Annotated in this window: 26 protein-coding genes; 11 read left to right on the forward strand and 15 right to left on the reverse strand. The window is 60.9% G+C overall.

Features of this window, described 5'->3' with window-relative positions; all coding sequences use genetic code 11:
* Positions 1-152: 152 nt before the first annotated feature.
* The 5 genes from ABIT12_RS10545 to ABIT12_RS10565 form a co-directional block, all read right to left on the reverse strand.
* The gene (locus ABIT12_RS10545) at positions 153-863 is read right to left on the reverse strand and encodes a glutamine amidotransferase-related protein (RefSeq protein WP_348044101.1); all 711 of its coding nucleotides are present in this window, start codon (positions 861-863) and stop codon (positions 153-155) included.
* A 74-nt stretch (positions 864-937) separates the two neighbouring features.
* On the reverse strand, positions 938-1432 hold the full coding sequence (msrB, locus tag ABIT12_RS10550) for a peptide-methionine (R)-S-oxide reductase MsrB (protein ID WP_348044103.1): 495 nt from the start codon (positions 1430-1432) through the stop codon (positions 938-940).
* Positions 1433-1617: 185 nt separating this feature from the next.
* Positions 1618-2190: a fasciclin domain-containing protein gene (locus ABIT12_RS10555; protein ID WP_407065613.1), complete on the reverse strand. Its 573-nt coding sequence runs from the start codon at positions 2188-2190 to the stop codon at positions 1618-1620.
* 237 nt (positions 2191-2427) lie between these two features.
* Complete coding sequence (locus ABIT12_RS10560) at positions 2428-3141, reverse strand: anti-sigma factor domain-containing protein (protein ID WP_348044105.1); 714 nt, start codon at positions 3139-3141, stop codon at positions 2428-2430.
* A complete protein-coding gene (locus ABIT12_RS10565; RefSeq protein WP_348044107.1) occupies positions 3138-3689 on the reverse strand; it encodes a sigma-70 family RNA polymerase sigma factor in 552 nt (183 codons plus the stop codon). Before ABIT12_RS10565 ends, ABIT12_RS10560 begins: the two co-directional genes overlap by 4 nt.
* A gap of 203 nt (positions 3690-3892) precedes the next feature.
* On the opposite strand from ABIT12_RS10565, the gene argB reads away from it, so the two are divergent.
* Positions 3893-4807, forward strand: a complete 915-nt coding sequence (gene argB, locus ABIT12_RS10570; RefSeq protein WP_348044109.1) for an acetylglutamate kinase — start codon at positions 3893-3895, stop codon at positions 4805-4807.
* On the opposite strand, the gene ABIT12_RS10575 is transcribed toward argB, so the two are convergent.
* Positions 4808-5284: a MarR family transcriptional regulator gene (locus ABIT12_RS10575; protein ID WP_348044111.1), complete on the reverse strand. Its 477-nt coding sequence runs from the start codon at positions 5282-5284 to the stop codon at positions 4808-4810. It lies immediately after the preceding gene.
* 53 nt (positions 5285-5337) lie between these two features.
* On the opposite strand from ABIT12_RS10575, the gene ABIT12_RS10580 reads away from it, so the two are divergent.
* Together ABIT12_RS10580 and ABIT12_RS10585 are read left to right on the forward strand one after the other, a co-directional pair.
* Positions 5338-6567, forward strand: coding sequence for an FAD-dependent monooxygenase (locus ABIT12_RS10580; protein WP_348044113.1), 1230 nt, complete (start codon positions 5338-5340; stop codon positions 6565-6567).
* Positions 6568-6665: 98 nt separating this feature from the next.
* Complete coding sequence (locus tag ABIT12_RS10585; RefSeq protein WP_348044115.1) at positions 6666-7349, forward strand: outer membrane beta-barrel protein; 684 nt, start codon at positions 6666-6668, stop codon at positions 7347-7349.
* A 64-nt stretch (positions 7350-7413) separates the two neighbouring features.
* Here ABIT12_RS10585 and ABIT12_RS10590 read toward each other — a convergent pair whose 3' ends face one another.
* On the reverse strand, positions 7414-8922 hold the full coding sequence (locus ABIT12_RS10590; protein ID WP_348044117.1) for a DHA2 family efflux MFS transporter permease subunit: 1509 nt from the start codon (positions 8920-8922) through the stop codon (positions 7414-7416).
* A gap of 4 nt (positions 8923-8926) precedes the next feature.
* Positions 8927-9541: a TetR/AcrR family transcriptional regulator gene (locus ABIT12_RS10595; protein WP_348044119.1), complete on the reverse strand. Its 615-nt coding sequence runs from the start codon at positions 9539-9541 to the stop codon at positions 8927-8929.
* A 369-nt stretch (positions 9542-9910) separates the two neighbouring features.
* Here ABIT12_RS10595 and ABIT12_RS10600 point away from each other — a divergent pair, with 369 nt between their 5' ends.
* The 4 genes from ABIT12_RS10600 to ABIT12_RS10615 all read left to right on the forward strand — a co-directional run bounded on the left by ABIT12_RS10600 (position 9911) and on the right by ABIT12_RS10615 (position 15092).
* A complete protein-coding gene (locus ABIT12_RS10600) occupies positions 9911-11161 on the forward strand; it encodes a hypothetical protein (protein ID WP_348044121.1) in 1251 nt (416 codons plus the stop codon).
* Positions 11162-11250: 89 nt separating this feature from the next.
* Complete coding sequence (locus ABIT12_RS10605) at positions 11251-11955, forward strand: pyrimidine 5'-nucleotidase (RefSeq protein ID WP_348044123.1); 705 nt, start codon at positions 11251-11253, stop codon at positions 11953-11955.
* A gap of 209 nt (positions 11956-12164) precedes the next feature.
* Entirely contained in the window at positions 12165-13154 is a 990-nt protein-coding gene (locus ABIT12_RS10610) for an aldo/keto reductase (protein WP_348044125.1), read from the forward strand.
* Between the two features lie 57 nt (positions 13155-13211).
* Positions 13212-15092, forward strand: coding sequence for an ABC transporter ATP-binding protein (locus tag ABIT12_RS10615; RefSeq protein ID WP_348044127.1), 1881 nt, complete (start codon positions 13212-13214; stop codon positions 15090-15092).
* Here the strand turns inward: ABIT12_RS10615 and ABIT12_RS10620 are convergent.
* Complete coding sequence (locus tag ABIT12_RS10620; RefSeq protein ID WP_348044129.1) at positions 15089-16075, reverse strand: MDR family oxidoreductase; 987 nt, start codon at positions 16073-16075, stop codon at positions 15089-15091. The two genes, ABIT12_RS10615 and ABIT12_RS10620, sit on opposite strands and share 4 nt — an antisense overlap.
* A 189-nt stretch (positions 16076-16264) precedes the next feature.
* Between ABIT12_RS10620 and ABIT12_RS10625 the strand changes: the two genes are divergently transcribed.
* On the forward strand, positions 16265-16729 hold the full coding sequence (locus ABIT12_RS10625) for an NUDIX hydrolase (RefSeq protein ID WP_348044131.1): 465 nt from the start codon (positions 16265-16267) through the stop codon (positions 16727-16729).
* Here the strand turns inward: ABIT12_RS10625 and hemA are convergent.
* On the reverse strand, positions 16726-18006 hold the full coding sequence (hemA, locus tag ABIT12_RS10630) for a 5-aminolevulinate synthase (protein ID WP_348044133.1): 1281 nt from the start codon (positions 18004-18006) through the stop codon (positions 16726-16728). The genes ABIT12_RS10625 and hemA overlap by 4 nt on opposite strands.
* Before the next feature lie 277 nt (positions 18007-18283).
* Here hemA and ABIT12_RS10635 point away from each other — a divergent pair, with 277 nt between their 5' ends.
* Positions 18284-19054: an SDR family oxidoreductase gene (locus ABIT12_RS10635; RefSeq protein WP_348044135.1), complete on the forward strand. Its 771-nt coding sequence runs from the start codon at positions 18284-18286 to the stop codon at positions 19052-19054.
* A gap of 81 nt (positions 19055-19135) precedes the next feature.
* Positions 19136-19804, forward strand: coding sequence for an OmpA family protein (locus ABIT12_RS10640; RefSeq protein WP_348044137.1), 669 nt, complete (start codon positions 19136-19138; stop codon positions 19802-19804).
* Between the two features lie 45 nt (positions 19805-19849).
* Here ABIT12_RS10640 and ABIT12_RS10645 read toward each other — a convergent pair whose 3' ends face one another.
* The 5 genes from ABIT12_RS10645 to ABIT12_RS10665 all read right to left on the reverse strand — a co-directional run bounded on the left by ABIT12_RS10645 (position 19850) and on the right by ABIT12_RS10665 (position 22465).
* Complete coding sequence (locus tag ABIT12_RS10645) at positions 19850-20092, reverse strand: hypothetical protein (protein ID WP_348044139.1); 243 nt, start codon at positions 20090-20092, stop codon at positions 19850-19852.
* Positions 20092-20349, reverse strand: a complete 258-nt coding sequence (locus tag ABIT12_RS10650; protein WP_348044141.1) for a hypothetical protein — start codon at positions 20347-20349, stop codon at positions 20092-20094. The genes ABIT12_RS10645 and ABIT12_RS10650 overlap by 1 nt, the downstream gene beginning before the upstream one ends.
* 72 nt (positions 20350-20421) lie before the next feature.
* Positions 20422-20973, reverse strand: a complete 552-nt coding sequence (locus tag ABIT12_RS10655; RefSeq protein ID WP_348044143.1) for a TadE/TadG family type IV pilus assembly protein — start codon at positions 20971-20973, stop codon at positions 20422-20424.
* A complete protein-coding gene (locus tag ABIT12_RS10660; protein WP_348044145.1) occupies positions 20970-21476 on the reverse strand; it encodes a TadE/TadG family type IV pilus assembly protein in 507 nt (168 codons plus the stop codon). The genes ABIT12_RS10655 and ABIT12_RS10660 overlap by 4 nt, the downstream gene beginning before the upstream one ends.
* Before the next feature lie 26 nt (positions 21477-21502).
* Positions 21503-22465 carry a hypothetical protein gene (locus ABIT12_RS10665; RefSeq protein WP_348044147.1) on the reverse strand — a complete coding sequence of 321 codons (963 nt, stop codon included), beginning with the start codon at positions 22463-22465 and terminating at the stop codon, positions 21503-21505.
* A 200-nt stretch (positions 22466-22665) separates the two neighbouring features.
* On the opposite strand from ABIT12_RS10665, the gene ABIT12_RS10670 reads away from it, so the two are divergent.
* On the forward strand, positions 22666-24674 hold a 2009-nt coding region (locus tag ABIT12_RS10670), incomplete at its 3' end, for a methyl-accepting chemotaxis protein (RefSeq protein WP_348044149.1).

Here is a 24674-nt window from a genome sequence, read left to right on the forward strand (position 1 = left end):
CGCCCGCTCTTCCTTCTCCCCTTGCGGGAGAAGGTGGGTCTCTTTCGGCGCTAAGCATTTGCGGCGGCAACCCCTCCGCCTGAAATTCTGCTGAACGCAGAATTTCTGTCCCTCTCCCGCAAGGGGCGAGGGTGTCGACTGGTAGGCTGGCGCTATGCCCCCGCCACCAAAAACCGGGCGATATATCCCGCGACCACATCGCTATCTGACTCCTTGCTCACCGACGCCACCGCTTCATTGACCAAGGCATCCGGCGCCTTGCCGCGGCGCAGTTCGGCGAGGGCCGCCGTATAGTCGTCGGCAAATTCGGGATGCGGCTGGAAGCTCAGCGCCTTGCCGTTCTGGTACATCAACCCGGCATTCGGCGTAAAATCCGACGCCAGGATCACCTCGGCCACCTTCGGCGCCACGATCACCTGATCCTGATGTGAACACGCCACAGCCAAAGTCTCCTTGGCGCCGCTCATGAACGCCGGTCGTCCCTTCACCGCATAAGCATGCCGCCCCAGGCCCCAGCCTTTTTCGGATTTGCGCACATCCCCACCCAGCGCGTCGGCCATGATCTGGTGGCCAAAGCAGATCCCCAGCATGCTGGTGTTCTTGGCATAAGCATCGCGAATAAACCCGCGCAGCGGCTCCAGCCAGGGCAGGTCATCGTAAACCCCCGCCGCCGAACCGGTGATCAGAATGCCGCCCAGCGTTGCTGGATCGGGCAGGGGCTCGCCGTCATGGGCACGCACCACTTCATAGGCAAAGCTCTCCCCGGTGCCATCCAGCATCCGTTCGAACATCTGCGGATACGGCCCAAAATCGCCGCGCAACGGCAGCGGCACGTCGCCGGTCTGGATGATGGTGAGTTTCATTTCGGCCCCGAATGCAAATGCCCCCTGCATGGTTGCAGAGGGCACGCTGATTCAACAGACCTATTCGGCAAAAATCAGGCGGCGACGAACTTGAGCGCGATGCCGTCCATGCAATAGCGCAGACCGGTCGGCTGCGGGCCGTCATTGAAAACGTGGCCAAGGTGACCACCGCAGCGTGAGCAGTGTACTTCAGTGCGTTCGCCAAACAGCGAATTGTCGACCTTGGTGCCAACGGCATTGGGAAGATGATCGTAAAAGCTCGGCCAGCCAGTACCGCTGTCGAATTTGGTATCGGACGAGTACAGCGGCAGGTCGCACCCGGCGCAGGCAAAGGTCCCCTTGCGGTGCTCGTTGAGCAGTTCGGAGGTGAAGGGACGTTCGGTCCCTTCCTTGCGCATCACTTCGAACGCGTCGTCGCCCAGCTTGGCGCGCCACTGGTCTTCGGTCATGGTCACGGTGAAATTGTCTTCGGCGGCGTTCACTTCGGCCACCCCGCCGCGCATGGCATAGGCCACAGCGCCGAGCGCGATGACGGCACAGCCGCCAAGAAGGAAATTGCGTCGATCCATGCTCATCGTCCTGGTCCCTTAAAGAGTTGGGCCTGCTTCGCGAAGCCGGAGGGAGGCGGTCGCTTCGCAGACCCCTTGTTGGCGCGCACTCTAGAGCCTTGGGCAAAGGCGATGCACGTCAAGTTTAGGTGAGAGCCCGGGTACCGGGCCCTCTATCGCTAGGTTCGCTCGAAAGCGAGTTTTGGTTACATTGCCGACTTCGGGGTCAACACGGCGTCGATCACGTGGATTACGCCATTGGACTGCAGCACGTCAGCGATGGTGACGTGAGCAACGGTGCCATTTTCGTCGGTAACGGTGACGCCAGCGTCGGTGGCTTCCAGGGTCAGCTTGCAGCCGCCGACGGTATCGACAACGTGCTTGCCGCCATCAGCCTTGGCCATTGCCATGATGTCGGTCGACAGCGCCTTGGCCGCGATCACATGGCAAGCCAGGATCGTTGCGAGCTTGTCCTTGTTTTCTGGCTTCAGCAGGGTGTCAACGGTGCCAGCTGGCAGAGCGGCGAAGGCTTCGTTGGTCGGAGCCAGCACGGTGAACGGGCCGGGACCCGACAGGGTGTCGACCAGGCCAGCGGCCTTCACTGCGGCAACCAGGGTGGTGTGGTCGGCCGAGTTCACAGCGTTTTCGATAATGTTCTTGTCGGCAAACATTGCAGCGCCACCGACCATCGGGTTTTCAGCAGCAAAAGCGGCTGCACCAGCGAAAGCGGAAACGGTCATCATGGCGGAGAGGGTGAGGGCGCGGATCGAGAGGTTCATTTGGTTTTCCTACCTGTTGTTTCATTCCCATTGTTCGGCTGGGACGTGTGCAGCAACGGGAGCTTGGAAGGAAAGTTTCAGCAGTTTCAAAAATGCTGTGCTTGATACGAAATATTTTCGACAATCAAAATTGAGCTGCAATTTCAGCCGGATAAATTGGAAATCCCGCCACGCATTGCTGCACATGACGGGATTTCCCAAGATCTATATTTTTCGTTTCGACGTGATCCGGCGCAATCAGATTTGCGTAACGGGACCCTTGGCAACAATCGGGCCATGCGGGTTGCCGTCCGCCGACCCGCCCTTTGCCTCCAGCGTGATCGCCAGAACCGAGCCTTCGCCCCAACCCTTGAGAATGTCGGGGGAGACGACCACTTCGCTGCGGGCATTGACCGGCACCACGCCCATCGACACCGGATTATTGCCGCCCTGGATCGCCCAGAGTTCAAAATCGTGCTCGGGAACGGCTTCGCCAGAAAGCGAGGTCAACCGCACCTTGCCGGTTGAGCTATCATAGAGCGCTACGAATTTTACATTGCTGCCGTCTTCGGAGAGCGCTGCAACCAATTGAGTGGCAAGAGCAGCCGTATCGGGCTTGGGCGTGAGCACGTTGATCCCCACCGCCACCACGGCAACCGCCAATGCACCGGCAGCAAGCCCGCGCCAGACCAGCAGATTGTCCCAGATGTTGACGCGCGTCTTGGCAGGCGTGCCAAACACCCGGGCTTCGATGGTATTGATCAGGTGAGCGGGCACCGGCACATCTTCATAGCCGCTGTTGAGCGCGCCAAACCGCGCCTGCCAGAAATCTCGTTCCGCCCGCAGCTTCTGATCGTTCTCGATCAGCCGGCCGACCCGGGCGTGCTCGGCACTATCGAGCAGGCCAAGGACGAACTCGGCGACAAGAGCTTGTCCGCCATTGGGTTCGCCGCTGTCATCGCTCGGGGTCATGCCGTCAAACACTCTCTAAGTTTTAGCAGGCTGCGGCGCAGCCAGGTTCGCATCGTATTCAGCGGCACGCTATATTTCTCGGCCAGTTCCTCATAGCTATAGCCATCGAGGTAAGCGCCTTTGACCGCTTCCGCCTTGTCGCCATCGAGCTGGCCCAGGCAGAAATCGATCCGTGAACGCTCGTCGCTGTTTTCGGCCGCCCGTTCCGGATCGGGTCCGGCATCGGGAATTTCGAGCGCAACGTCGATATCGTCGGCAACCGGACGTCGAGCCCTCAGGATGTCCAGAGCATGGTTGCGCGCCACGGCCACGAGCCACGAAATGGGGCTGTAGCCCCCGGCGACATAGCGATCGGCGCGCTGCCAGATCTTGACGTAAACTTCCTGGATGGCCTCTTCGGCTTCCGAGCGATCCTTCAAGATACGCAGGGTTACGCCAAAAAGTTTCGCGCTGGTCCGCTCATAAAGGGATCGAAATGCCGCCCGGTCGCGCAGGGCGCACCTTGAGATCAGGTCGGCAATATCCTGGGTAGGCGTCTGCATGACCATGTTCTATCGCGGGTATGGCATAGTGCCTATCCCCGCGCCCCTCGCCGCTGGTTATCTCAAGCATCGTTTTGAAACGCAAATGCTTATAGAACGGATCACTGTCACATAAATATTCGGGCAAAGCCGGTATCGCTTTGTGCGGAAATCGATTAGAGCGAACCCGGTCTTTTTTGCGCCGTCTTTGAAGGGAAATTGCTGACCCCATGACACAGGTGACAGTACCGCCGGCCAAGTCCGAGCACGACTTTTCCCATGATGCCGCCGTTCTGGCACAAGCGCTGCCTTATATGCAGCGCTACGAGGGCAAGACCGTCGTGGTCAAGTACGGCGGGCACGCCATGGGCGATGCCAAGCTCGGGCAGGCCTTTGCCCGCGACATTGCGCTGTTGAAGCAATCGCGCGTCAATCCGATCGTGGTCCATGGCGGCGGTCCACAGATAGCGTCCATGCTGGCCAAGCTCGGCATCGAGTCCAAATTCGAAGGTGGCCTGCGTGTTACCGATGCGCGGACCATGGAAGTCGTCGAAATGGTCTTGGCCGGCTCGATCAACAAGGAAATCGTGGCGCTGATCAATGCCGAGGGCGAATGGGCCATCGGCCTCTGCGGCAAGGACGGCAACATGGTCTTCGCCAAAAAGGCGCACAAGACCTACAAGGATCCCGACTCCAACATCGAGCGTGTGCTCGATCTGGGCTTCGTCGGGGAGCCGGTGGAAGTCGATCGTACCCTGCTCGACCAGTTGGCGCGTTCCGAAATGATCCCGGTCATCGCCCCGGTCGCTCCGGGCCGCGATGGCAATACCTACAATATCAACGCCGATACCTTCGCCGGAGCCATTGCCGGCTCGCTCGGCGCCAAGCGCCTGCTGTTCCTGACCGACGTCGATGGCGTGCTCGACGCCAGCAAAAAGCTGATCCCGGAACTGACCGTGCGCGAAGCCAAGGCATTGATCGCCGACGGCACGATTTCCGGCGGCATGATTCCCAAAGTCGAAACCTGCCTCGAAGCGCTGGAAAACGGCGTTGAGGGCGTGGTGATTCTAAACGGCAAGACCCCGCACGTCGTGCTGGTCGAGCTGTTCACCGAATACGGCGCCGGCACGCTGATCGTGCGCTAATCACCTGGAGCGCGGTTCGCCGCGCTCCGCCAGCTCCCGTGCAGCCTTCTCCTGGATTTCCATGGAGTCGCGGATCACCCGGCTGACAATGTTCAGTTCGGCAACGTCGTACCGGTCCAGCATAGCCGCACCGGCAATCGCCAGCGGCGCATAAACCGCCTCGACCAGTTCGAGTGCCGCCGCCGCGCTTTTCACCATCACCTTGCGTCGATCGGTCGGGTCGGGACGCCGTCGCACATAGCCACGCTGTTCAAGCCGGTCGAGCAGGGTAGTGACGGCTGCCGGCGTCAGCCGGATTTCGCGGGCGATGGCGCTTGCGGTCTGCGGCCCCTGTACCAGAAAACTCAGGCACAATCGCTCAGACGGGCCAAGTCCGTAGATGTGCCCCACCAGTTCATCGAATTTCTGCGTCTGGTCCTGCCATCGCATAATGGCGGTGCCCAATTCACCGATCAGCGTTTGCTTGTCACTTGACATTTTAGTACGACAATCTAATTGTTAGATAATCTAATAATAAGTTGGTTGAACGAATGTCCCCTATCGCCCCCTCCGCCGCAAGACCCAATTCGCAACTCTCCATCGCCATCTGCGGTGGTGGTATTGGCGGCCTCGCTACCGCGCTGACCTTGCACCGCGCGGGTTTCCATCCTGTGGTGTTCGAACGCGCCACCGCCGCACAACTGCGTACCGAAGGGATTTTTCTCACCCTTGCGCCCAATGGTGTCAACGCCCTGCGTGCCGTCGGACTGGCCGATGCCGTACTGGCAGCCGGGATCAGGACCGATGGCCTCGCCATGTACAACGAGCGCGGCAGGCAATTGTCGGTTATCGACTATTCCGCCCATACCGGCTCGTTCGGCGCGGCGTCTTCCACCATCCGGCGTGGAGCCCTCGCCGGCATTCTGCTCAATGCGGTGACTGCACTGGGAATATCCGTCCGCCACGGTGGCGCCATCGAACGGGTTCAGGAAACGGCAGCAGGCGTCGAACTCAGCGTCGCCGGTCGCACCGAGACCTTTGACATCGCCATCGCCTGTGATGGGTTGCGCTCCCGCGTCCGCCGTGACCTGTTTCCGGAGCTTCCCGAACCGCTCTATTCCGGCCAGATCGGCACCGGCGGCGTCATCGATGTTCCAGGAGTGCCCGACACCGGCGGGCTGATGCGCATGACATTCGGACGCCAGGCGTTCTTCGGCTACATCAAGGCGCCCGGCCAGCCGGTTTATTGGTTCAACGACTACGGCGCGCCCGAAAGCGAAACTGCCCCGGTACGCGACGCAGATGCGTTCGGCGCGCGGCTGCGCGCCATGCATGCCACCGACCCGCTGGACAATGCGAAAATTCTGGCCGCAGCCGGTGCCATCGAACACCATTATCCCATCTACGACATGCCCGAACTGGCCCGCTGGCATACCGATCGTGTGGTGTTGATGGGTGATGCCGCCCACGCCGTGACGCCGCATTCGGGGCAAGGCGCGTCGATGGCCATCGAAGATGCAGTTGTGCTGGCCGCCTGCCTTGCGGTCGAGCCAAATCCATCGGGCGCGTTCCGGCGTTTTGTCGCCCTGCGCCATGACCGTGTGCATAAGGCTATCGAGATCGGCCGCGCCGGTGGTTCGCAAAAGGTCGCCGGGACCTGGTGGGAGCGCAAGCTGCGCGATATGATTCTGCCAGTGTTCATGCCCATCGGCACGAGGATGCAGGCGACGATGTTCAGTTTCCGCGTCGATCTCACCCCGCTCGAACCGCCGCGGCAATAAGGGCCTGCGGCAATTGGGCCGTTAGTGTGACTTCAATGTAATTGCGCCAGCATATAAGTCATGGCAGCGTAGCGCCGATTGATGCGGAGAATTTCGGTATGCGTTTTGAGTACAAGATTGCGGGCGCATTTATTGCAGCCTTGACCTGTTCAGTGTCGGCGGTGTCGGCCCAGCAGTTTGTGGCCCCGATTGTCGATGCGCAATTTTACCAGCCAACTCCGTTCGCCTGGACCGGCGCCTATGTCGGCGTGCAGGGCGGCCTGTTGCCGATGAAGTCCCACGAACTGGGCGCTTCGCTGCCTACCGGGGAAGACCTGCTTGGCGATATCGGCGGCAATGCCGGCGTGTTCGCCGGCTACCGCTATCAGATGAATGACTGGCTGGTTTGGGGCCTGGATGTCGAAGCCAATAACGACGCCACCGAATTGCTGCGCCAGGGCAAGAACTACGGTGCGCTGAAATGGGATGCGGCCATTCGTGCCCAGCTCGGCTATCCAGTCGCCCCCAATGTATTGGCCTATGGCTCGGTCGGCTATTCGATCGCCCGCTTCGATATGAGCCCGTTCTATTCGGCACCAGGATATGACGGTCAGGTTTATAGCGCTGGCGGTATCCAGCTCGGTGTCGGTGTGGATGCCAAGGTAACGGACCACATCATGGCCCGCCTGCTGGCGACCTGGACCCATTATGGCACGCACACCATCACCAAGGGTGGCGTGGCCGATGGCACCAGCGAACCCAGCGTGGTCAATATCCGTGTTGGGCTGGGCTGGACGTTCTGATCCTGCCGTTACGGCAATAAAAAGGGGGCCTTTCGGCCCCCTTCGCATATCCGTGATTGGCCAATCAGACTTCGATCGGGACCGGCTGCGCTTCCGGCGGCTTGCCCGGTGCATGCTGCGCGCCGGTGCTTCCGGCCTTCTTCAGGAACGGCGCCAGCACGATGACGATGGCAAAGGAGACGATCTGGTAGAGCGTCGCGTTAGCGGCGGCGTGGGTGAACGCTGCGTGGGGCGCCGTGCCGCTGGCAAAAGCGGTGGTAAGCTGACCAAAGAAGATTTCGCCAACCAGCGCCACGCCGACCGCCCCGCCGATCTGCTGGAAGGCCTGCAAGGCTCCCGAGCCGGCGCCGGCATCACGGGGCGGCACACCGGCCAGCACCGATTGGAACAGGGCCGAAAAGCCCAGGCCAAGACCAGCGCCGCTGATGAACAGTGGGACAAGGAAGGTCCAGTGGTCGATCGTATCGGTTACCCCGGCGATGATGAAATGCAGCCACCCCAGGCCCACCACAAGCAGGGCACCGGCCACTGCCAGGCGCGCCCGCAGATAATGCGAACCAAACCGCCCCGCCACCAGTGACACGGCCAGCACACCAACCGAGAACGGGGTGTTGGTGAGGCCCGATTCCAGCGGCGAGAAGCCGAAGCCACCCTGCAGCAGGATCGAAATCACCATGAACAGGGCGGGAATGCCCGACGCGAAAATCGTCACCACCAGCATGCCGAGCAGGAAGTTCGGGTTGCTGATCAGGCTGAAATTGAGCAGCTGCGGCCGATCGAGCCTGGCCTGCCGCTGTTCCCACAAAACGAACAGCGCCAGACCGACGGCGGCTGCTGCCATCATGATCCAGACCCACAAGGGCCAGCCATAGGTGCGGCCCTCGATCAGCGGATAGACCAGCGCTGTAACGCTGACGCCGAACAGGCCAATGCCGACAAAGTCGTTCTTGAGGCCAGGATGACCAGGCGTGCGGGTGATCAGGAACCAGCCGGCAATCACGGTTGCAATGCCGACCGGCACGTTGACCAGAAAAATCGGACGCCAGTCGAGGTCCCAAAGATTTGCCCCGATCAGCAGGCCGCCAGCGATCGGGCCGGCAACAGCCGCGAGGCCCGCGCTGAGGCCGAACAGGGAGAACGCCTGGCCCTTTTCCTGCGGCGGGAAGGTCACCTGCACGATGGCGAGCACCTGCGGGGTCATGATTGCTCCGGCAAAGCCTTGCAAAACACGGGCGACGATCAGCCATTCAATGGATGGCGCAAAGCCGCAAAAGGCCGAGGCCAGCGTAAAGCCGGCCACGCCAATCAGGAACATCTTGGTGCGCCCCACAATATCGCCAAGGCGGCCAAACGGGAGCAGGCCAAGTGCGAACGCGAGCACATAGGCGGCAATGACCCACTCGATCTGGCTGGGATCGGCGCCAAGATTTTTCTGCAGGCTGGGCAGGGCCACATTGACGATGGTGACATCGATCAGGTTCATGAAGCTGGCCAGCAGCAGGACGAACAGAGCGATCCAGCGTCGGGGATCGGCATCCGCCTTGGATGTCGGGACGTGAAAATTGGCAGTCATGGTGTCAGTCCTTTGAAGAAACTGGGTTGAGAAAGGCCCGTTCCAGTTCCGCGGCGATGCGGTCATAGAGGGCAATGCTGGTGTCACTCTGGCGCCAATGGTCTCCCACCGCGCCAGTGGTGATATTGGCGGCCGCGACCGGATCGATATCGGGCCGAAAGGTGCCATCGAGCCGACCGGCGGCGTAAATTTCGACGAACTGGCCGACCCAGTAGTCGTACAGGGGTCGCATGACGCATTCGACGGCGGCGTCGCGGCGCGCCCGCTGTATCAGTTCGGTCATCAGCACGATCAGGTCGGGCGTTTCGAGCAGGGTTTCGCGCTGGTCTTCAAATTCCATTCGCAACTGCACCAACGGGGACAGGCCGGTCCGGGGCCGGCGGGCCGATTGCGCGCTGAACTGGTCGCGGATCGTTTCGGCAACCAGCGCAATCAGCGCATTCTTGGTTGGCACATGATAGTGCAGGGTGGCGATATTGATGCCGACGCGCTCGGCAATATCGCGGGTCCGCAACCCCTCAAAACCCTTCTCGATGATCAGTTCACGCGCCGCCTGGGCGATCGCCAGTTTGCGTTCGTCACTGCTTTCACGTTTTAGCGGCGGGGTGTGCGTTGACATGGTTCGGCTGAGCTCAGGCGGGCTGCGATGGGCAGTCTCATATACCTGACGCCGCCCTCAATCAAGTGATTGATTGCCGATTTTCGTCATGGCCATCCTGCGGTTCATGCAGGGTTCATCGGGCTTGCCGATAGTCAAACTGCTGCAGCAATATGCACAAATGCGAAAACACTAGCCAAACAGGGCCTTTTAACTGTTTATTCCGCTTAAACGCCGGTCAACGCGCTGTTTCTGCTGCACTCAGTTGCAATTACAGCGCCGACAGGCCATTTCGTGCTTCGAGTAAAGCGTTTCTGCTGCCCCGGACCGCCTCGCATCAGACGGGCATCTCGGGAAATTCAATTCACGCCAACTCTACCGGAGAGAGAGATGAAGTTTACCACCACGACGCGCCTGGCCTTGCTCGCGACCGTCGCCAGCGCCGTGCTGATCCAGCCGGCCATGGCCCTGGATGCCCAGAAATTCGTCGATCGCCTCGTCGCCGCCTACGGTGCCGTTGGTTATGACATCAAGCCCGGTGCCGTATCAGCCGACGGCGAGAACGTCATCGTCAAGGGCGTCAAGATCGGCCTCAAGGCTGACGCGGCCGCCGAACCGCTGTCGCTCGATCAGGACATCACCTTCACCAACGTCGCCGAAGGCACCGACGGCAGCTACACCGCCGAAAGCGTCACCATGCCCGATGTCGAATACGACATTGTCGATGCCAAGACGCCCGGCCACCTCTCGCTAAAGAACATCGAACTCGATAGCCTCTATGTTCCCGGCGGCGACAAGCCGAGCTTTGTCAATTCGCTGCAGATGATTGGCTCGCTTGGAGCCGGCCCACTCGTCGTCACCCGCGCCGGCGCTGAAGTGCTGTCGATCGACACGATCTCGGCAAGCAACGCCTTTGATCCCGCGCAGGGCAGCCCAGATCTTGCAAGCGTTGCCTCCACCTTTGATTTGAACGGCTTCAAGGCTGATCTGAGCACCGTCGGCGAGGAAGATCCGAGCGCCGGTGCCATCATTACCGAGCTTGGCCTGACCAAGGTCAGCGGCGATATCGATGAGTCGATGACCTGGGATATGGCCGATGGCCATGTGGTGATCGACAATTTCACCATTAGCCTCAATGAAAAGGGCGCGGTCAGCTTTCTTGCTGACCTGACGGGTTTCACCCCGGCCGTGATGGACAAACTCTCGGCCGCCAGCGCTGACACAGCCGCCAAGACACCGGAGCAGGTCCAGCAGGCCAATGGCATGCTCGCTATGGAAGTCATGTCGGCCGTCAGCATCACCAGCGCCTCGTTGCGCTATGACGATGCTTCCCTGGCCAATTCGCTGATCGATTTCTTTGCCAAGCAGCAGGGCACCGATCACGCCGGCTTCGTTACCGGCCTCAAGGCCATGGTTCCAGCCATGTTGGCTGGCGTGGGCATCCCTGCGCTCGACGCGCTGGTCGTTCCCGCGGTCAACACCTTCCTTGATGATCCACAGAGCCTGGAAGTCGCTGTCGCTCCGGCGTCGCCGACCAATCTGATGGTGCTGATGGGCGCTGCCGCCAACCCGGCTGCACTGATCCAGACCCTGGGCCTGACCGTCACGGCCAACGTCGCTGCCCCCGAAGGCGACGAATAATCCGACTGTGGAGGCTGGCGCCACTGGCGCCGGCCTCCAAACGCCGAATTGACATGCAATCCTGAGCACGAGCGGGCATAATTGCCGCAATGAACGCCATCACGCCCACCCCGACCCGCAGCCTGTCCCACGTGACCGACTGGGTCTTTGATCTCGACAACACGCTCTATCCACGCACCTGCAATCTGTTCGCCCAGATTGACGTTCGCATCACCCATTATGTGATGGCGGTAACCCAGCTCGAATTCGCCGAGGCGCGCGCCCTGCAAAAGGGCTACTACCGCGACTATGGCACCACGCTGAATGGATTGATGACCCGCCACGACATCGACCCCAACGATTTCCTGCTCTCGGTCCATGCCATCGATTATTCTCCGGTCGATCCGCACCCCGAACTGGTTTCGGCCATTAGCGGCCTGCCGGGCCGCAAGTTCATCCTGACCAATGGCGATGTCGGCCACGCCCGTGCGGTGCTCAAGCGCCTGGGTGGCGAGGACCTGTTCGAACAGGTCCACGATATCCGCGCCATGGACTACGTGCCCAAGCCGCACCTGTCGGCCTATGACGGGTTCCTCAGCCGCTACGACATCGACCCGAACCGCGCCGCCATGTTCGATGATCTCGAAAAGAACCTGCTGGTGCCCCACGATGTCGGCATGGCCACTGTCCATGTCGTGGCCGGCAAGGATTTCGCCCATGAGCAGGTCGACGCCTGGGAACTCGGCAGCTCCGGTGGTGCCCATATCCATCACGTGACCGAAGACCTGGCGAAATTCCTCGCCAATCGTCCCTGACATGTTAGTTTAGCTTCGGCCCTTTACCTTCAAGGCAGAGCGTATTAACGCTCATGTATAAGGTCGACCCGGGCCACTCCAATGGCTTGCCTCGCCGCCCAAGCCTTTATTCAAACCGGCTCCCCGCCGGTCATAACGCGAACGCCCGGCGTCCGCTCAGCAATTTGTATTCTTGCGCGCCCGATGCGCCTTTCAAAGAGGACTTCACCATGGACTATCGCCGCCTCGGTAAATCCGGCCTGCAGGTTTCCGAACTGTCGCTCGGCTCCTGGGTCACCTTCGGCAAGCAGGTCGATGAGAAAGAGGCGATGAGCCTGATGACTCATGCCTATGACGAAGGCATCAATTTTTTCGACAATGCCGAAGGCTATGAAGCCGGCGCCTCCGAGGCCCTGATGGGGCAGGCGCTGAACAAGCTCGGCTTTTCGCGCGACAGCTTCATCGTCTCGTCCAAGGTGTTCTGGGGCGGCAGCAAGCCCACCCAGCGCGGCCTGAGCCGCAAGCACGTTTTCGACGCCGCCCACGCCGCAATGAAACGCCTGCAGGTCGATTATCTCGATCTGTATTTCTGCCATCGTCCCGACGTCGATACCCCGATCGAGGAAACCGTTCGCGCCATGCACGAACTGGTCCAGCAGGGCAAGGTTCTGTACTGGGGCACCTCCGAATGGAATGCCCAGCAGTTGACCGAAGCCTGGGCCGTGGCCAAGGATCTCAAGATCACCCCGCCACAGATGGAACAGCCCCAATACAACCTGTTCGAGCGCCAGAAGGTCGAAGGCGACTATGCGCCGCTCTATGATCTGATGGGTCTGGGCACCACCATCTGGTCCCCGCTCGCCTCGGGCGTTTTGACTGGCAAATATAACAAGGGCATCCCCGCCGATAGCCGCATGAATCTGAAAGGCTACGAGTGGCTCAAGGCCGAATGGGAAAGCGACAAGGGCAAGCAGCGCTTGGCGCAGGTTGCCGAACTGGCCAAGCTGGCCGACGAAGCCGGCCTGCCGATCCACCATATGGCGCTGCTCTGGTGCCTGGCCAATCCGCACGTCTCCACCGTCATTCTGGGTGCATCCAAAAAGTCCCAGCTGGTCGATAACCTCGCGGCCCTCAAGTCCAAGGCGAAGCTGACCGCCGATGTGATGGACAAGATCGACGTCATCATGGGCAACAAGCCAGCCGGTCCGCTCCGTTATTGATCATCCGGTGCGGTGGCTGGCTTCCAGTCACCGCACCAACTGCCTATATTGCCCACAATGACCCCCACCGACTCTTCCCCACGCGGCCCCAGGCCGGACGCCGCCGATGCCACTTTCAAGGATCGTCTGGCCAATCTGCGCCACCTTGGCAAACTGATCGGCCAGATCTGGCGCACCAGCCGCCTGCTGACTGCCGCGAGCATCGGCCTTCGTCTGATCCTGGCATTGCAGCCCGTAGCGCGGCTTTATGTCGGCAAACTGATCATCGATGAAGTCGTCAAGCTGATTGCCGTCGGCAATGGCCAACACGATTTTGCCGAATGGTGGAGCAGCGGTCGCCTCAATCCGATGCTGCTGCTGATGGCGCTGGAATTCGTGCTCGTCATCACGTCGGACCTGCTCTATCGCACCACCTCGCTGGTCGACAGCATTCTGGGCGAGTTGCATTCCAATACCGTCAGCATCGAGCTGATGCTGCACTCGGCCCGGCTCGATCTGCGCCATTTCGAATCGGCCGATTATCAGGATCGGCTGGAGCGCGCCCGCCGTCAGGCCGCAGGTCGCAATGGCCTGCTGAGCCAGATTTTCGGGCAGGCGCAGGACGTCATCACTGCCATCACGCTGGCAGCGGGCCTGTTCATCTATGCGCCCTGGCTGATCCTGTTGTTGCCGCTGTCGTTTGTTCCGGCGGTGTGGGGCGAAACGCGCTTCAATACGCTCTCCTATTACCTCAGCCGCAATCGCTCCCCGGAGCGGCGCCAGCTCGAATATATCCGCCATATCGGCGCCAATGCCGACACTGCCAAGGAGATCAAACTCTTCGGGCTCGGCGGTTTCCTGGTCGAGCGCTTCAAGACCCTGGCCGATGCCATCCATATCGAAAATCGCGACCTGTCGATCACCCGCGCTGCCTGGGGCGCCGCACTCGCCTCGATCTCGACGCTGACCTATTACGGTGCCTATGCGTTCATCGTCTGGCGCACCATTGTCGGCGATTTCTCCATCGGCGATCTGGCCTTCCTGTCTGGCTCGTTCCTGACGCTGAACAACCTGTTCCAGAAAATCCTGCTTGGTTTCACCCAGATTGCCGGACAGTCGCTCTATCTCGATGATCTGTTCTCGTTTTTTGAAATCGAGCCGACCATCCTGCCGCCTGCCAATCCCAAGCCGTTCCCGGAACCGATCCGGCAGGGCGTGGTGTTTGACAATGTCGGCTTCCGCTATCCCGACACCGATACCTGGGCGATCCGCAACCTGAGCTTTACGCTGCTCGCCGGGGAAACCCTGGCGCTGGTTGGTGAAAACGGCGCGGGCAAGACCACCATCGTCAAGCTGCTGACCCGGCTTTATGATCCGGACGAGGGCAGTATCAGCATCGATGGCATCGACCTGCGCGATATTCCGGTCGACGCCATCCACGACCATATCGGCGTGATCTTTCAGGATTTCCTGCGCTACAGCTTCACCGCCGCCGAAAATATCGGCATCGGCAGCATCGAGGCCACCGGCGACCGGCCACGCATCGAAGGCGCCGCCGAAAATAGCCTCGCCGATGCGGTGATCGCCAAACTCCCCCAGCAATACGAGCAGCCGCTGGGCCGCCTGTTCAACAAGGGCCGCGATCTGTCCGGCGGCGAATGGCAAAAGATCGCTATCGCCCGCGCCTATATGCGCGACGCCGATCTGGTGATCCTTGATGAGCCGACCGCGGCGCTCGATGCCAAGGCCGAGGCCGAAGTCTTCACCCGCTTCAAGCGCCTCGCCGCCGGCAAGACCGCCGTACTGATTTCGCACCGCTTTTCCACCGTCCGCATGGCCGACCGGATTTTGGTGCTGGAGCACGGCAAGATTCTTGAGGCCGGCACCCACGAGGAACTACTGGCATTGCGTGGGCGCTACGCCGAATTGTTTGAACTGCAGGCGGCTGGCTACCGCTAGGGTTTCACCACAATGCGGCCATTGACCTTGCCGGCCAAGATCCGTTGTGCGGCAGCGGGCACCTGGGTCAGCCCGATCTCTTCGACAAAACCCTCATAGCGGGAAAAGTCGAACAGCTCGGCCAGACGCGCCCAGGCGGCTACTCTGGTACCAAAAGGCTGCATGACGCTGTCGATCCCCAGTAGCGACACGCCGCGCAGAATGAAGGGCAGCACGTTGGTTTCGAGCGCCACGCCGCCGGCATTGCCGATGGACGCCACCGCGCCACCATAGCGAACCTGCCGCAGCAGCTTGCCCAGCACCGGGCCGCCGACCGCATCGATGACCCCGGCCCAACGGGCGCTTTCCAGTGGCTTGTCGGCCACGGCCAGAAATTCGTCGCGCGCAATGATCGTTGCCGCGCCCAGCTCGAGCAATCCATCGCCCAGGTCAGGGCGTCCGGTCAGCGCCACCACCTGATAGCCAAGCCGCGCCAAGAGGGCCACTGCGATGCTGCCGACGCCGCCACCGGCGCCCGTCACCAGCACCTCGCCATTGGCCGGCGCCAGCCCGCCCGCTTCCAGCCGGTCGATCGCCAGCATCGCCGTCAGGCCCGCCGTGCCGATGATCATCGCTTGTCGCAGGCTCAACGCCTTGGGCAGCGGCACCAGCCAGTCGGCATTGACGCTGGCGCGCTGGGCAAAGCCGCCCCAATGGGTTTCACCGACCCGCCAGCCGGTCAACACCACCTGTTGGCCGACCACATATCCGCCGTCGCTGCTCGCCAGAACGCGCCCGGAGAAGTCGACACCACAGATATGCGGATAATTGCGCACCAGCCCGCCGCCGCCCGTCAGGCACAGCGCGTCCTTGTAGTTGAACCCGGCCCATTCGACCTCGACAGTCACCGCGCCCGGCGGCAATTGCGCGTCATGCAGCGTCTCGACGCTGGAGCGGGCATCGCCGGCTGCGTCTCTCATGGTGACCAGCGCTTGAAAGCTCATGTCGGAGACCCCTCCGGCCAATATTAGCGCTACCAGACCAGCTTGCCGATTCCGCCGCAATATGGACGTTAAGGCTCTGTTGAAGGAGCAGGCTTATTTTTACTGTTGCAAGAGCCCGACTCAATCAATAGTCGGGATTCATCCTCGGCAACTGGAGCAATATCCCGCCGTCTTTGAAAGGCACGCTTCGTGAACAAGGTCGTCTTCGGCCCGCAACGTCCCAAAATCGAATACGCCAGACAACTGGCGGCTTTGCCGTGGCGTGTGAGCGAAGCGGGCGTGATCGAAGTTCTGATGGTCACCTCGCGCATCAGCCAGCACTGGCTGCTGCCCAAGGGCTGGCCGATGTCGGGCAAGACGCTGCAACAGGCTGCAGCCCAGGAAGCCTATGAGGAAGCCGGTGTCACCGGCAAGGTGCGCCGCAAGCCCGCCGGGCGCTACACCTATGACAAGCTGATGAAGGATGGCTCGATGGTGCCATGCACCGTCGTCTGTTTTGGCATGAAAGTGGGCAAGGAACTACCCGAATGGCCTGAGGCCAGTCAACGACTGCGCCAGTGGTTTCCGCTCAGCGACGCGGCCGGAACGGTGTTCGAACCAGATCTGGCGCGGTTTCTTGGCTCAGAGGAACTGCAGCAGAAGCTGCGCGCCTAGCCCCCACTGGCCGGCAGTGTCAGGTCGCCCGAATTCAGTTTGCTTGCCGTCAACCGGTCTGGCGCTCGTTCGCGTGGCAGTTCCAGGCTCGCCCACACACTGACCAGCGCATGGCGCAACTCGAACACCATCTCGTCCGTGTGCAGCGGCGTCGGGGTAATCCGCAACCGCTCCGTGCCCTTGGGCACCGTTGGATAGTTGATCGGCTGGATATAGATATGGTGCTTTTCCAGCAGCATATCGCTGGCGGCCTTGCACTGGCGCGCATCGCCCACCAGCAGCGGCACGATGTGGGTATCGTTAGCCATCACCGGCAGGCCGGCATCGCGCAGGATGTCCTTGGTCAGCGACGCCTGCCGCTGGTGCAGGTCGCGCTCGACGCTCGACGCCTTGAGGTGGTCGATCGACGCCCTTGCGGCAGCACACAGCGCCGGGGGCAGGGCGGTGGTGAAGATGAATTCCGGCGCATAGGAGCGTACCGCGTCGATGATCGAGCGGTTGGCGGCGATATAGCCGCCCATCACGCCAAAACCCTTGGCCAGGGTGCCTTCGATGATGTCGATGCGGTCCATCAGGCCTTCACGCTCGGCCATGCCACCGCCACGCGGTCCATAAAGGCCAACGGCGTGCACTTCATCAATATAGGTCAGCGCGCCGAATTCTTCGGCCAGCTCGACGATCTGGCGGATCGGCGCAATGTCGCCATCCATCGAATAGACCGATTCAAAACAGATCAACTTGGGCCGCTTGCGGTCCGTCGCCGCCAGCAGTTCGCGCAGGTGTTCGATATCGTTGTGCCGGAAAATATGGCGCTGCATGCCGGACTGGCGCACACCCTGGATCATCGAGGCGTGGTTGAGCTGGTCGGAGAAAATCACGCAGTCGGGCAATAGCCGGGCGATGGTCGAAATCGCCGCTTCGTTGGAGACATAGCCAGAGGTGAACACCAGCGCGCCTTCTTTGCGGTGCAGATCGGCGAGCGATCGCTCCAACTCGACCAGCGGGCGATTGGTGCCCGAAATATTGCGGGTGCCACCGGCGCCGACGCCCAGCCGGCCAGCGGCTTCCTGCATCGCGGCCACGACCATGTCGTTCTGCCCCATGCCCAGATAGTCATTTGAGCACCAGATGGTGATTTCGCGCGAATTGTCCGAGGCATCGCGATACAGCGCTCGCGGAAACCGGCCGGCGATCCGTTCCAGATCGGCAAACACCCGGTAGCGCTTTTCCTGACGCAGCGTATCGACCGCATCTTCAAAGATCGAGCGATAGTCCATTCGGTTCGTCCTCAAGCCAACCCGGCTAACGCAGCATAATCTATGTGCGGACCGCGCCGTATGACATAGGTCAATTCGCCGCGCGGCTGTCCCACCAAACGCCCACAAAATATCGTTTTTCTGCCAAGAGTTTAGAGCGATCCTAAACTGAAAGGCCGACGATTCCAATCATCTCGGCGTGAGCTTGGACAAATCGGCGCGTGCCCCGACCGCCTTGCTCCGTTGCTGCCCCTGCGCTACCACCATCCCAACGGGCTGCGTTCGGGAAGATTGATTGATGAGTGAATTTGCCTCTTATCCGAGCCTTGCTGGCAAGGCCGTGGTCATTTCCGGCGGCGCCTCGGGCATTGGCGAGAGTCTCGTCCGCAATTTTGCGGCGCAGGGCGCCAAGGTGGGTTTTGTCGACGTCGCAGACGCCGCCGGCAAGGCGCTGGTCGCCGAGCTTCAGCGCAAGGGCCAGACCGCTCAATTCATCCGCGCCGACGTGACCGATATTCCTGGCTATGTGACCGCTATTGCCACCTTTGCCCAAGCCCACGGTGATGCCGGGGTGCTGGTCAACAACGCCGCCCATGATGAACGGCACGATTGGGCCGATGTGACCGAGGCCTATTGGGATGACCGTATGGCGGTCAATCTCAAGCATGCCTTCTTTGCGGCGCAGGCCGTCGCGCCGGCCATGATAAAGGCGGGCAAGGGCTCGATCATCAATATGGGCTCGATCAGCTGGATGGTGATGTCGCCACGCATTCCGCTCTACGAGACCGCCAAGGCCGCCACCCATGGCCTCACCCGCTCGATGGCACGGGAATTGGGCAAGAGCGGCATCCGCGTCAACACCGTGGCGCCAGGCTGGGTGATGACCGAGCGCCAGCTTAAATACTGGCTCGATGCAGAAGGCGAAAAAGCCCTCGATGCCGCTCAGACTCTTGCCGGTCGAGTTTACCCAGATGACGTCTCCCGCATGGTGCTGTTTCTTGCGGCAGATGACAGCGCAATGATCTCGGCGCAGGATTTTCTGGTCGATGGCGGCTGGGCCCATAGTTAATAGGCTTCCCCCCACCACCATCCTGCCGTATTCAACACGGATTAAAGGCCACCACATCCATATCCTTCAGGGGGATTCTGAATGAAGTCGAAGATTATTGTTGCCGGCCTTGCGGCTTTGGCATTGAGCGCCTGCACCACTACCAACCCCTATACGGGCCAGACCCAGATGTCGAACACGGCCGGCGGGGCCTTGATCGGCGTTGGCGGCGGCGCCATCGGCGGCGCTTTGATCGGCGCGGCGGTCGGCGGCGACCCGCGCGTCGGCGCGCTGATCGGCGCCGGTGTCGGTGGCCTGACCGGCGCTGCGATCGGTAATTACATGGACCAGCAGGAAGCTGAACTGCGCGCCCAGTTGCAGGGCACCGGCGTGTCCGTGACCCGCAACGGCCAGCAGATCATCCTGAACATGCCATCCAACATCACCTTCGCCACCGACCAGTCCAACGTGCAGCCGCAGTTCAACCAGACCCTGGTGTCGGTCGCGCTGGTGCTCAAGAAGTTCGACAAGACCATCGTCGATGTTTACGGCCACACCGACTCGCAGGGTGACGACAACTACAATCTCGACCTGTCGCAGCGCCGCGCTGTCTCGGTCGCCACCGTGCTGGCCAATCAGGGTATCGATCAGCGCCGCTTCTTCATCAAGGGCATGGGCGAAAGCTCGCCGATCGCGTCGAACGCCACCGAAGGCGGCCGCGCCACCAACCGCCGCGTGGAAATCCAGATTTCCCCGATCAATCAGGGCTAATCCGACAGTCTGCCAAACCAAAGCGCGGTCTTCGGACCGCGCTTTTTATTGCACGATTGGCGCCGTTTCCGTCACCGGTGCCGCTGTCGGTGTGCCGTTTTGCACATCACTGCCCGGCGCACCCATCATCAGCTGCAGCGCCAGCAGCACGGCGATCACGATGCCAAGGCCGATAAGGCCATAGCTCCACCAGTTGGTCGGCGTCTCGGTGGCCAGATGCTCCTCGCCTTCGTTGATCACCTGCTGTGCCAATGCTACATCGGGTGGCACTTCGCTGACCCCGGCCATCATGCATCTCCCCGGAACACGGTCTGCGTGCCAACGCCATCCTGCGTTTCGCGACGGACTTCGGCGATCGCTTCGTCGATTTCGGACGGATCAAACCCCAGGTCAGCGCCTTCACTGTTGGCGCCGACCACATTGGACTTGAGCTGGTGCAACAGCGCGATCTTTTCCTTGCTGGTGAACAGGGTGTGATGGGCAATCTGCATCGGCGACAGTTCGTCATGCCCGCCCGCCCGATTCTTGAGACTATCGAATACCATGGGAAGCTCCTGCTGGTTATGACCACTTCGGGCCTTCCCAGTGTCAATGCCCCTCACAGCGCTGAGGTTCCCTCACGGCACATTGTATTGGTTCCAGTCAGATGTGCCCGCTTGATAGATATAGGTACGCGAAAAGAATGGGTTGATCGTGTACTCCAAGTGGAAATTGATGCTTCCGAGCACGCTGAAAAACGAAATCGGCTGGTAGCTATAAGTGCCCGCCACCACGATCACGGTCTCGCCTTCGCGATAGTGTCCCTTGGCCACCGCAGTTCGGTAGTCGGCGGTGGACGCGTTTCCATAGAAATTGTAGGGCGCAAAGGTCAGCTTGGCGATGCCGCTGTCGACGATTGTGCTGAACAGGGTCAGGTTGAGATTGGCCGTGTTGAGCGGCTTGATCAAATCCAGTACCACCGCTGGCACATTGGCTCGTACGCGGCCCTCGAATTCCGGATAGCGGGCGGCATAGCGCGCCGCCGCTTCCACCGTATTGTAGAATTTGCGGTATGACAGCCAGCCGCGCCCGGTCTCGAACACCACCGAATAAAGGATCATCAGCAGGGGCAGCAGCAGTGCGAATTCCACCGCTGCCACGGCCTCCTTGTTAGCCCAGAAACGCCTCACCCCTGCACCTGCTCGCCCAGGAATGCCAGGCTGGCGGCCTGGATTTGCGCGTCGGATCCGGCGAAGGGCAGAACATAAACCGTCGTTGGAAACGAGAACTGCCAGTTATAGCCAACAGCCAGGTAGAATTGCGTTCGCGTCCCGGTCACGGTGGCGTCCCAGGTGTTCTGGATCGGGTAGGTGATCAACCCACCACCCGCTGGCGGCGCCCCGGCATAGATCACGGCAATCTTGAGCACGGTGTCGCTGCATGACATCGGCGTGGCAGTCAGTCCTGAACAGACTGCTGCCCGCAAGCCGGCCTCGGTCGGTGTGGTGCGGTTCATCCGCTGGGTCACCAGGTAGTCGACGCCTCTATCGGTCGCATGCGAGAGCATCATCGAATAGAGCAGAGCCAGGCCAAGCTCCAGAATGCCGAAGATGACGTAGAGAAAGATCGGAACGATCAGCGCAAATTCCACCGCGGCCGCGCCGCTCTCGTTGAGTCGCAGCCATGCGCGCATTCGTGTGGGCCAGCCTTCGGGCACGGTCATTGCGTGTCCACATACACGACGTTGAACGCGTAGATCAGCCCGCCATAGGTGTCGTCGGTGCCCTCTGCCTTGATGGTCAGATTATACACCGAGTATTGGCCGACCGTGACCGTGCGCTTGAACAGGATCCACTTCTGGGTTCCGTCCGACAACCGGAACAGGTTCACTTCCGGCGCCACCACGGGTCGACGCTGCTGCAGATAAACGCCGATGATGTTGGAGGCAGTGTCGGTAATGCGACCGTTGTACCAAACCGAAAACTCGTACCTTCCGGGATGCAGTTCGAACACTTTGGTGATCGAGCTGTTGCTGTCGACCGCCTCGTCGCTATCGAGCTCGAGAACATAGGTTGACGGGTATTGCGTGGCGGGGAGTGAGCCAAAGCACCCCGGCCGCCAATCCTGAATTTCGGTGCCCGGGCCGGAGCCAGCGTCCCAGCCGATCTCATTGTATTTGTAGATGCCCCAGCAGCCGTACTTCATTGGGATGGAACTGCCGTCGGGTTTGACAAAATTGGTGTCCAGCACCACCGCGCCGTCCCTGGGATAGGGCGGAATACCCGCGCATTTGTAGTCGATTGTGTAAGTGATCTTGGGGATGCCCAGCATCGTGACGAACGCTGTATTGTAGGTGAACGTCGCTGTCATATCGAGGTTCAGCCAGTTCACCGTGGCATCGCGGCTGGTCACTTTTTGTCCCGCGGAAGCGACCATGGCGTCGAACAGATCGAGCACGGTGCTGCGGCGCACCGCATCGTCCGGGGTCATTGTGCGCGTTGGCTTGGTTGCCCTGTTACAGGCGTCGCGTTCGATCTGGTAGGATACGCTGTAGTTTGCCAGCGCCATGCCGGTCTCGAAAATCACCCCGATCAGCACCATGAACATCGGCATCAGCAGCGCCGTCATGATGGCGATATTGCCACACCTGCTTCGCGCGAAATGTCCAATGGTTCTCAGCACGATACGCCCGTTCTGGGTGATGATCCGCTCGCTTCATGCGTCGAATGCCGAAATGTAGTACTACGGGCATCCGGTTAAATTAGATGAAACGATACATTTTGGGCCCGTGCGGTGGCATCGTTCATGCATGTTCGTCATCCATTCCTTAACCCTAATACGGCAAAGTACGCGTCTAGTTTGCGGTTCCGGAGGGGTCGGACGTGTTTTCAAGATTTAGCCTGGCGCAACGCCTTTATGCCGCGTTTGGCGCTTTGATCGTATTGCTGTGCCTGATTGGCTTTGTGGCCCTGCAGGGCGTTCGTACAGTCGGTGGAACCTTTGGTTCTTATCTGACCTCGTCCCAGGAATCGGGCGCTATCGCCAGTATGGTCCAGGAAGTCGGCGTCCTCCGCAAAGCCGATATCGGCTTCCGCGCCGCACCCACTGCCGATTCTGCCAATGCATTTTTCGACGCCGCCAAATCCCTCAGCGTCAACGATGATGCCAGCCTTGCCGTCTTCGTTTCCGACGCCGACGCACAGGCCGAACTCGCAAAACTTAAAGCCAGCACCGCAACCTGGGTTGAAACGTTTCAGCAGTCGGTCGATTTACAGACCCAGCGCGACGATGCCTGGACCAAGATGACCGAGCAGTCCGATGCGATGATCAAGCATCTGACCGCCATGGCCGGCCTGACCATGAGCCTGAACGACATCAGTACGCTGCAGGCCAATGGAGAAATCACCTCCGCCTCGCTCACTACCTTCCTGTTTGCCGAGCGCTACCAGCACACCGGCGCCCAGGCCGATTTCGATGCGGCCGTCGCCCATGCCAAGCAGACCACTGATCAGATCTCCGAAATCGGCATTCTGATCTTTGATACGGCACTGAAGCAGGAACTCGACGCGGCGCTGGCCGCCATGACCAGCTATGCCCAACTGCTCGATGGTTTCCACACCGCCACGACCGGCCTGCTTGATCTGCGCACCACCGCACTCGATCCGGCGTTCAGCGGCATTGAATCGGCCTTCGACGCCATGCAGGCCAAGATTGTTGAGCGTCAGCAGGCCCTGGGCGCTGCCGGCACCCAGCAGGTTTCGGCGGCCGCCCTGGTCTCGATGGCCGTCAGTGGCTTCTCCATCCTGCTCGGCATCGTGCTGGCCGTCGGCATCGGTCGCTGGTTGTCCGGCGCCATCAAGCAGATGGCCTCCAACATGCGCGAACTGGCCGATGGCAATCTCGATCTGGAACTGCGTGGCGAAAAACGCCACGAGCTTGGCCAGATGGCACAGGCCCTGGAGATTTTCCGCTCCAATAGCCAGACGGTACGCGCCAACGACGCCGAAAAGGCCGCCGTCATGGCCATGGATGCCGAACGTCAGTCCGTTCGCGACGCCTTGCAAGCTGACGTGGAGTCGGTCGTCGCCGCCGCTGTCGCTGGTGATTTCACCGTGCGCCTCAACAAGCGCTACGGCAGTGCCGATCTCGACGCTTTTGCCAATAGCGTCAACAATCTGGTCTCCACCGTTGATCGTGGCGTTAGTGAAACCGGCCAGGTTCTGGCCGCTCTGGCCGATGCCGACCTGTCGCACCGCATGGAGGGCGACTATGAAGGCGCCTTTGCTCGCCTCAAGGCCGATACCAATGCCGTGGCCGACAAGTTCTCCGATGTGATGGGGCAGTTGCGCACCACCTCGCGCCAGATCAAGACCGCTACCGGGGAAATCCTCTCCGGCGCCAATGACCTGAGCGAACGCACCACCAAACAGGCCGCCACCATCGAGGAAACCTCCGCCGCCATCGAACAGATCGCCACCGCGGTCGGCGATAACGCCAAGAAGGCCGAAGAAGCTGCCATCAAAACCCAGTCGGCCTCGCGCCTCGCCAATGAGGGCGGCAAGGTGATGGGCGAGGCCAATACGGCCATGGAGCGCATCACCACCTCGTCCGGCAAGATCTCCAATATCATCGGCCTGATCGACGATATCGCCTTCCAGACCAACCTTCTGGCGTTGAACGCCGGGGTCGAGGCGGCACGGGCGGGCGATGCTGGCCGTGGCTTTGCCGTGGTGGCCTCCGAAGTGCGGGCACTGGCGCAACGCTCCTCGGACGCCTCCAAGGAAATCAAATCACTGATCAGTTCTTCGGCCCAATTCGTCGGGCGTGGCGTGGATGCCGTGGCCGGGGCAGGCCAGGCCCTGACACTGCTGGTCGAACGCGTCACGCATAT

It is taken from the genome of Devosia sp. (genome assembly GCF_039927955.1).
Classification (GTDB): domain Bacteria; phylum Pseudomonadota; class Alphaproteobacteria; order Rhizobiales; family Devosiaceae; genus Devosia.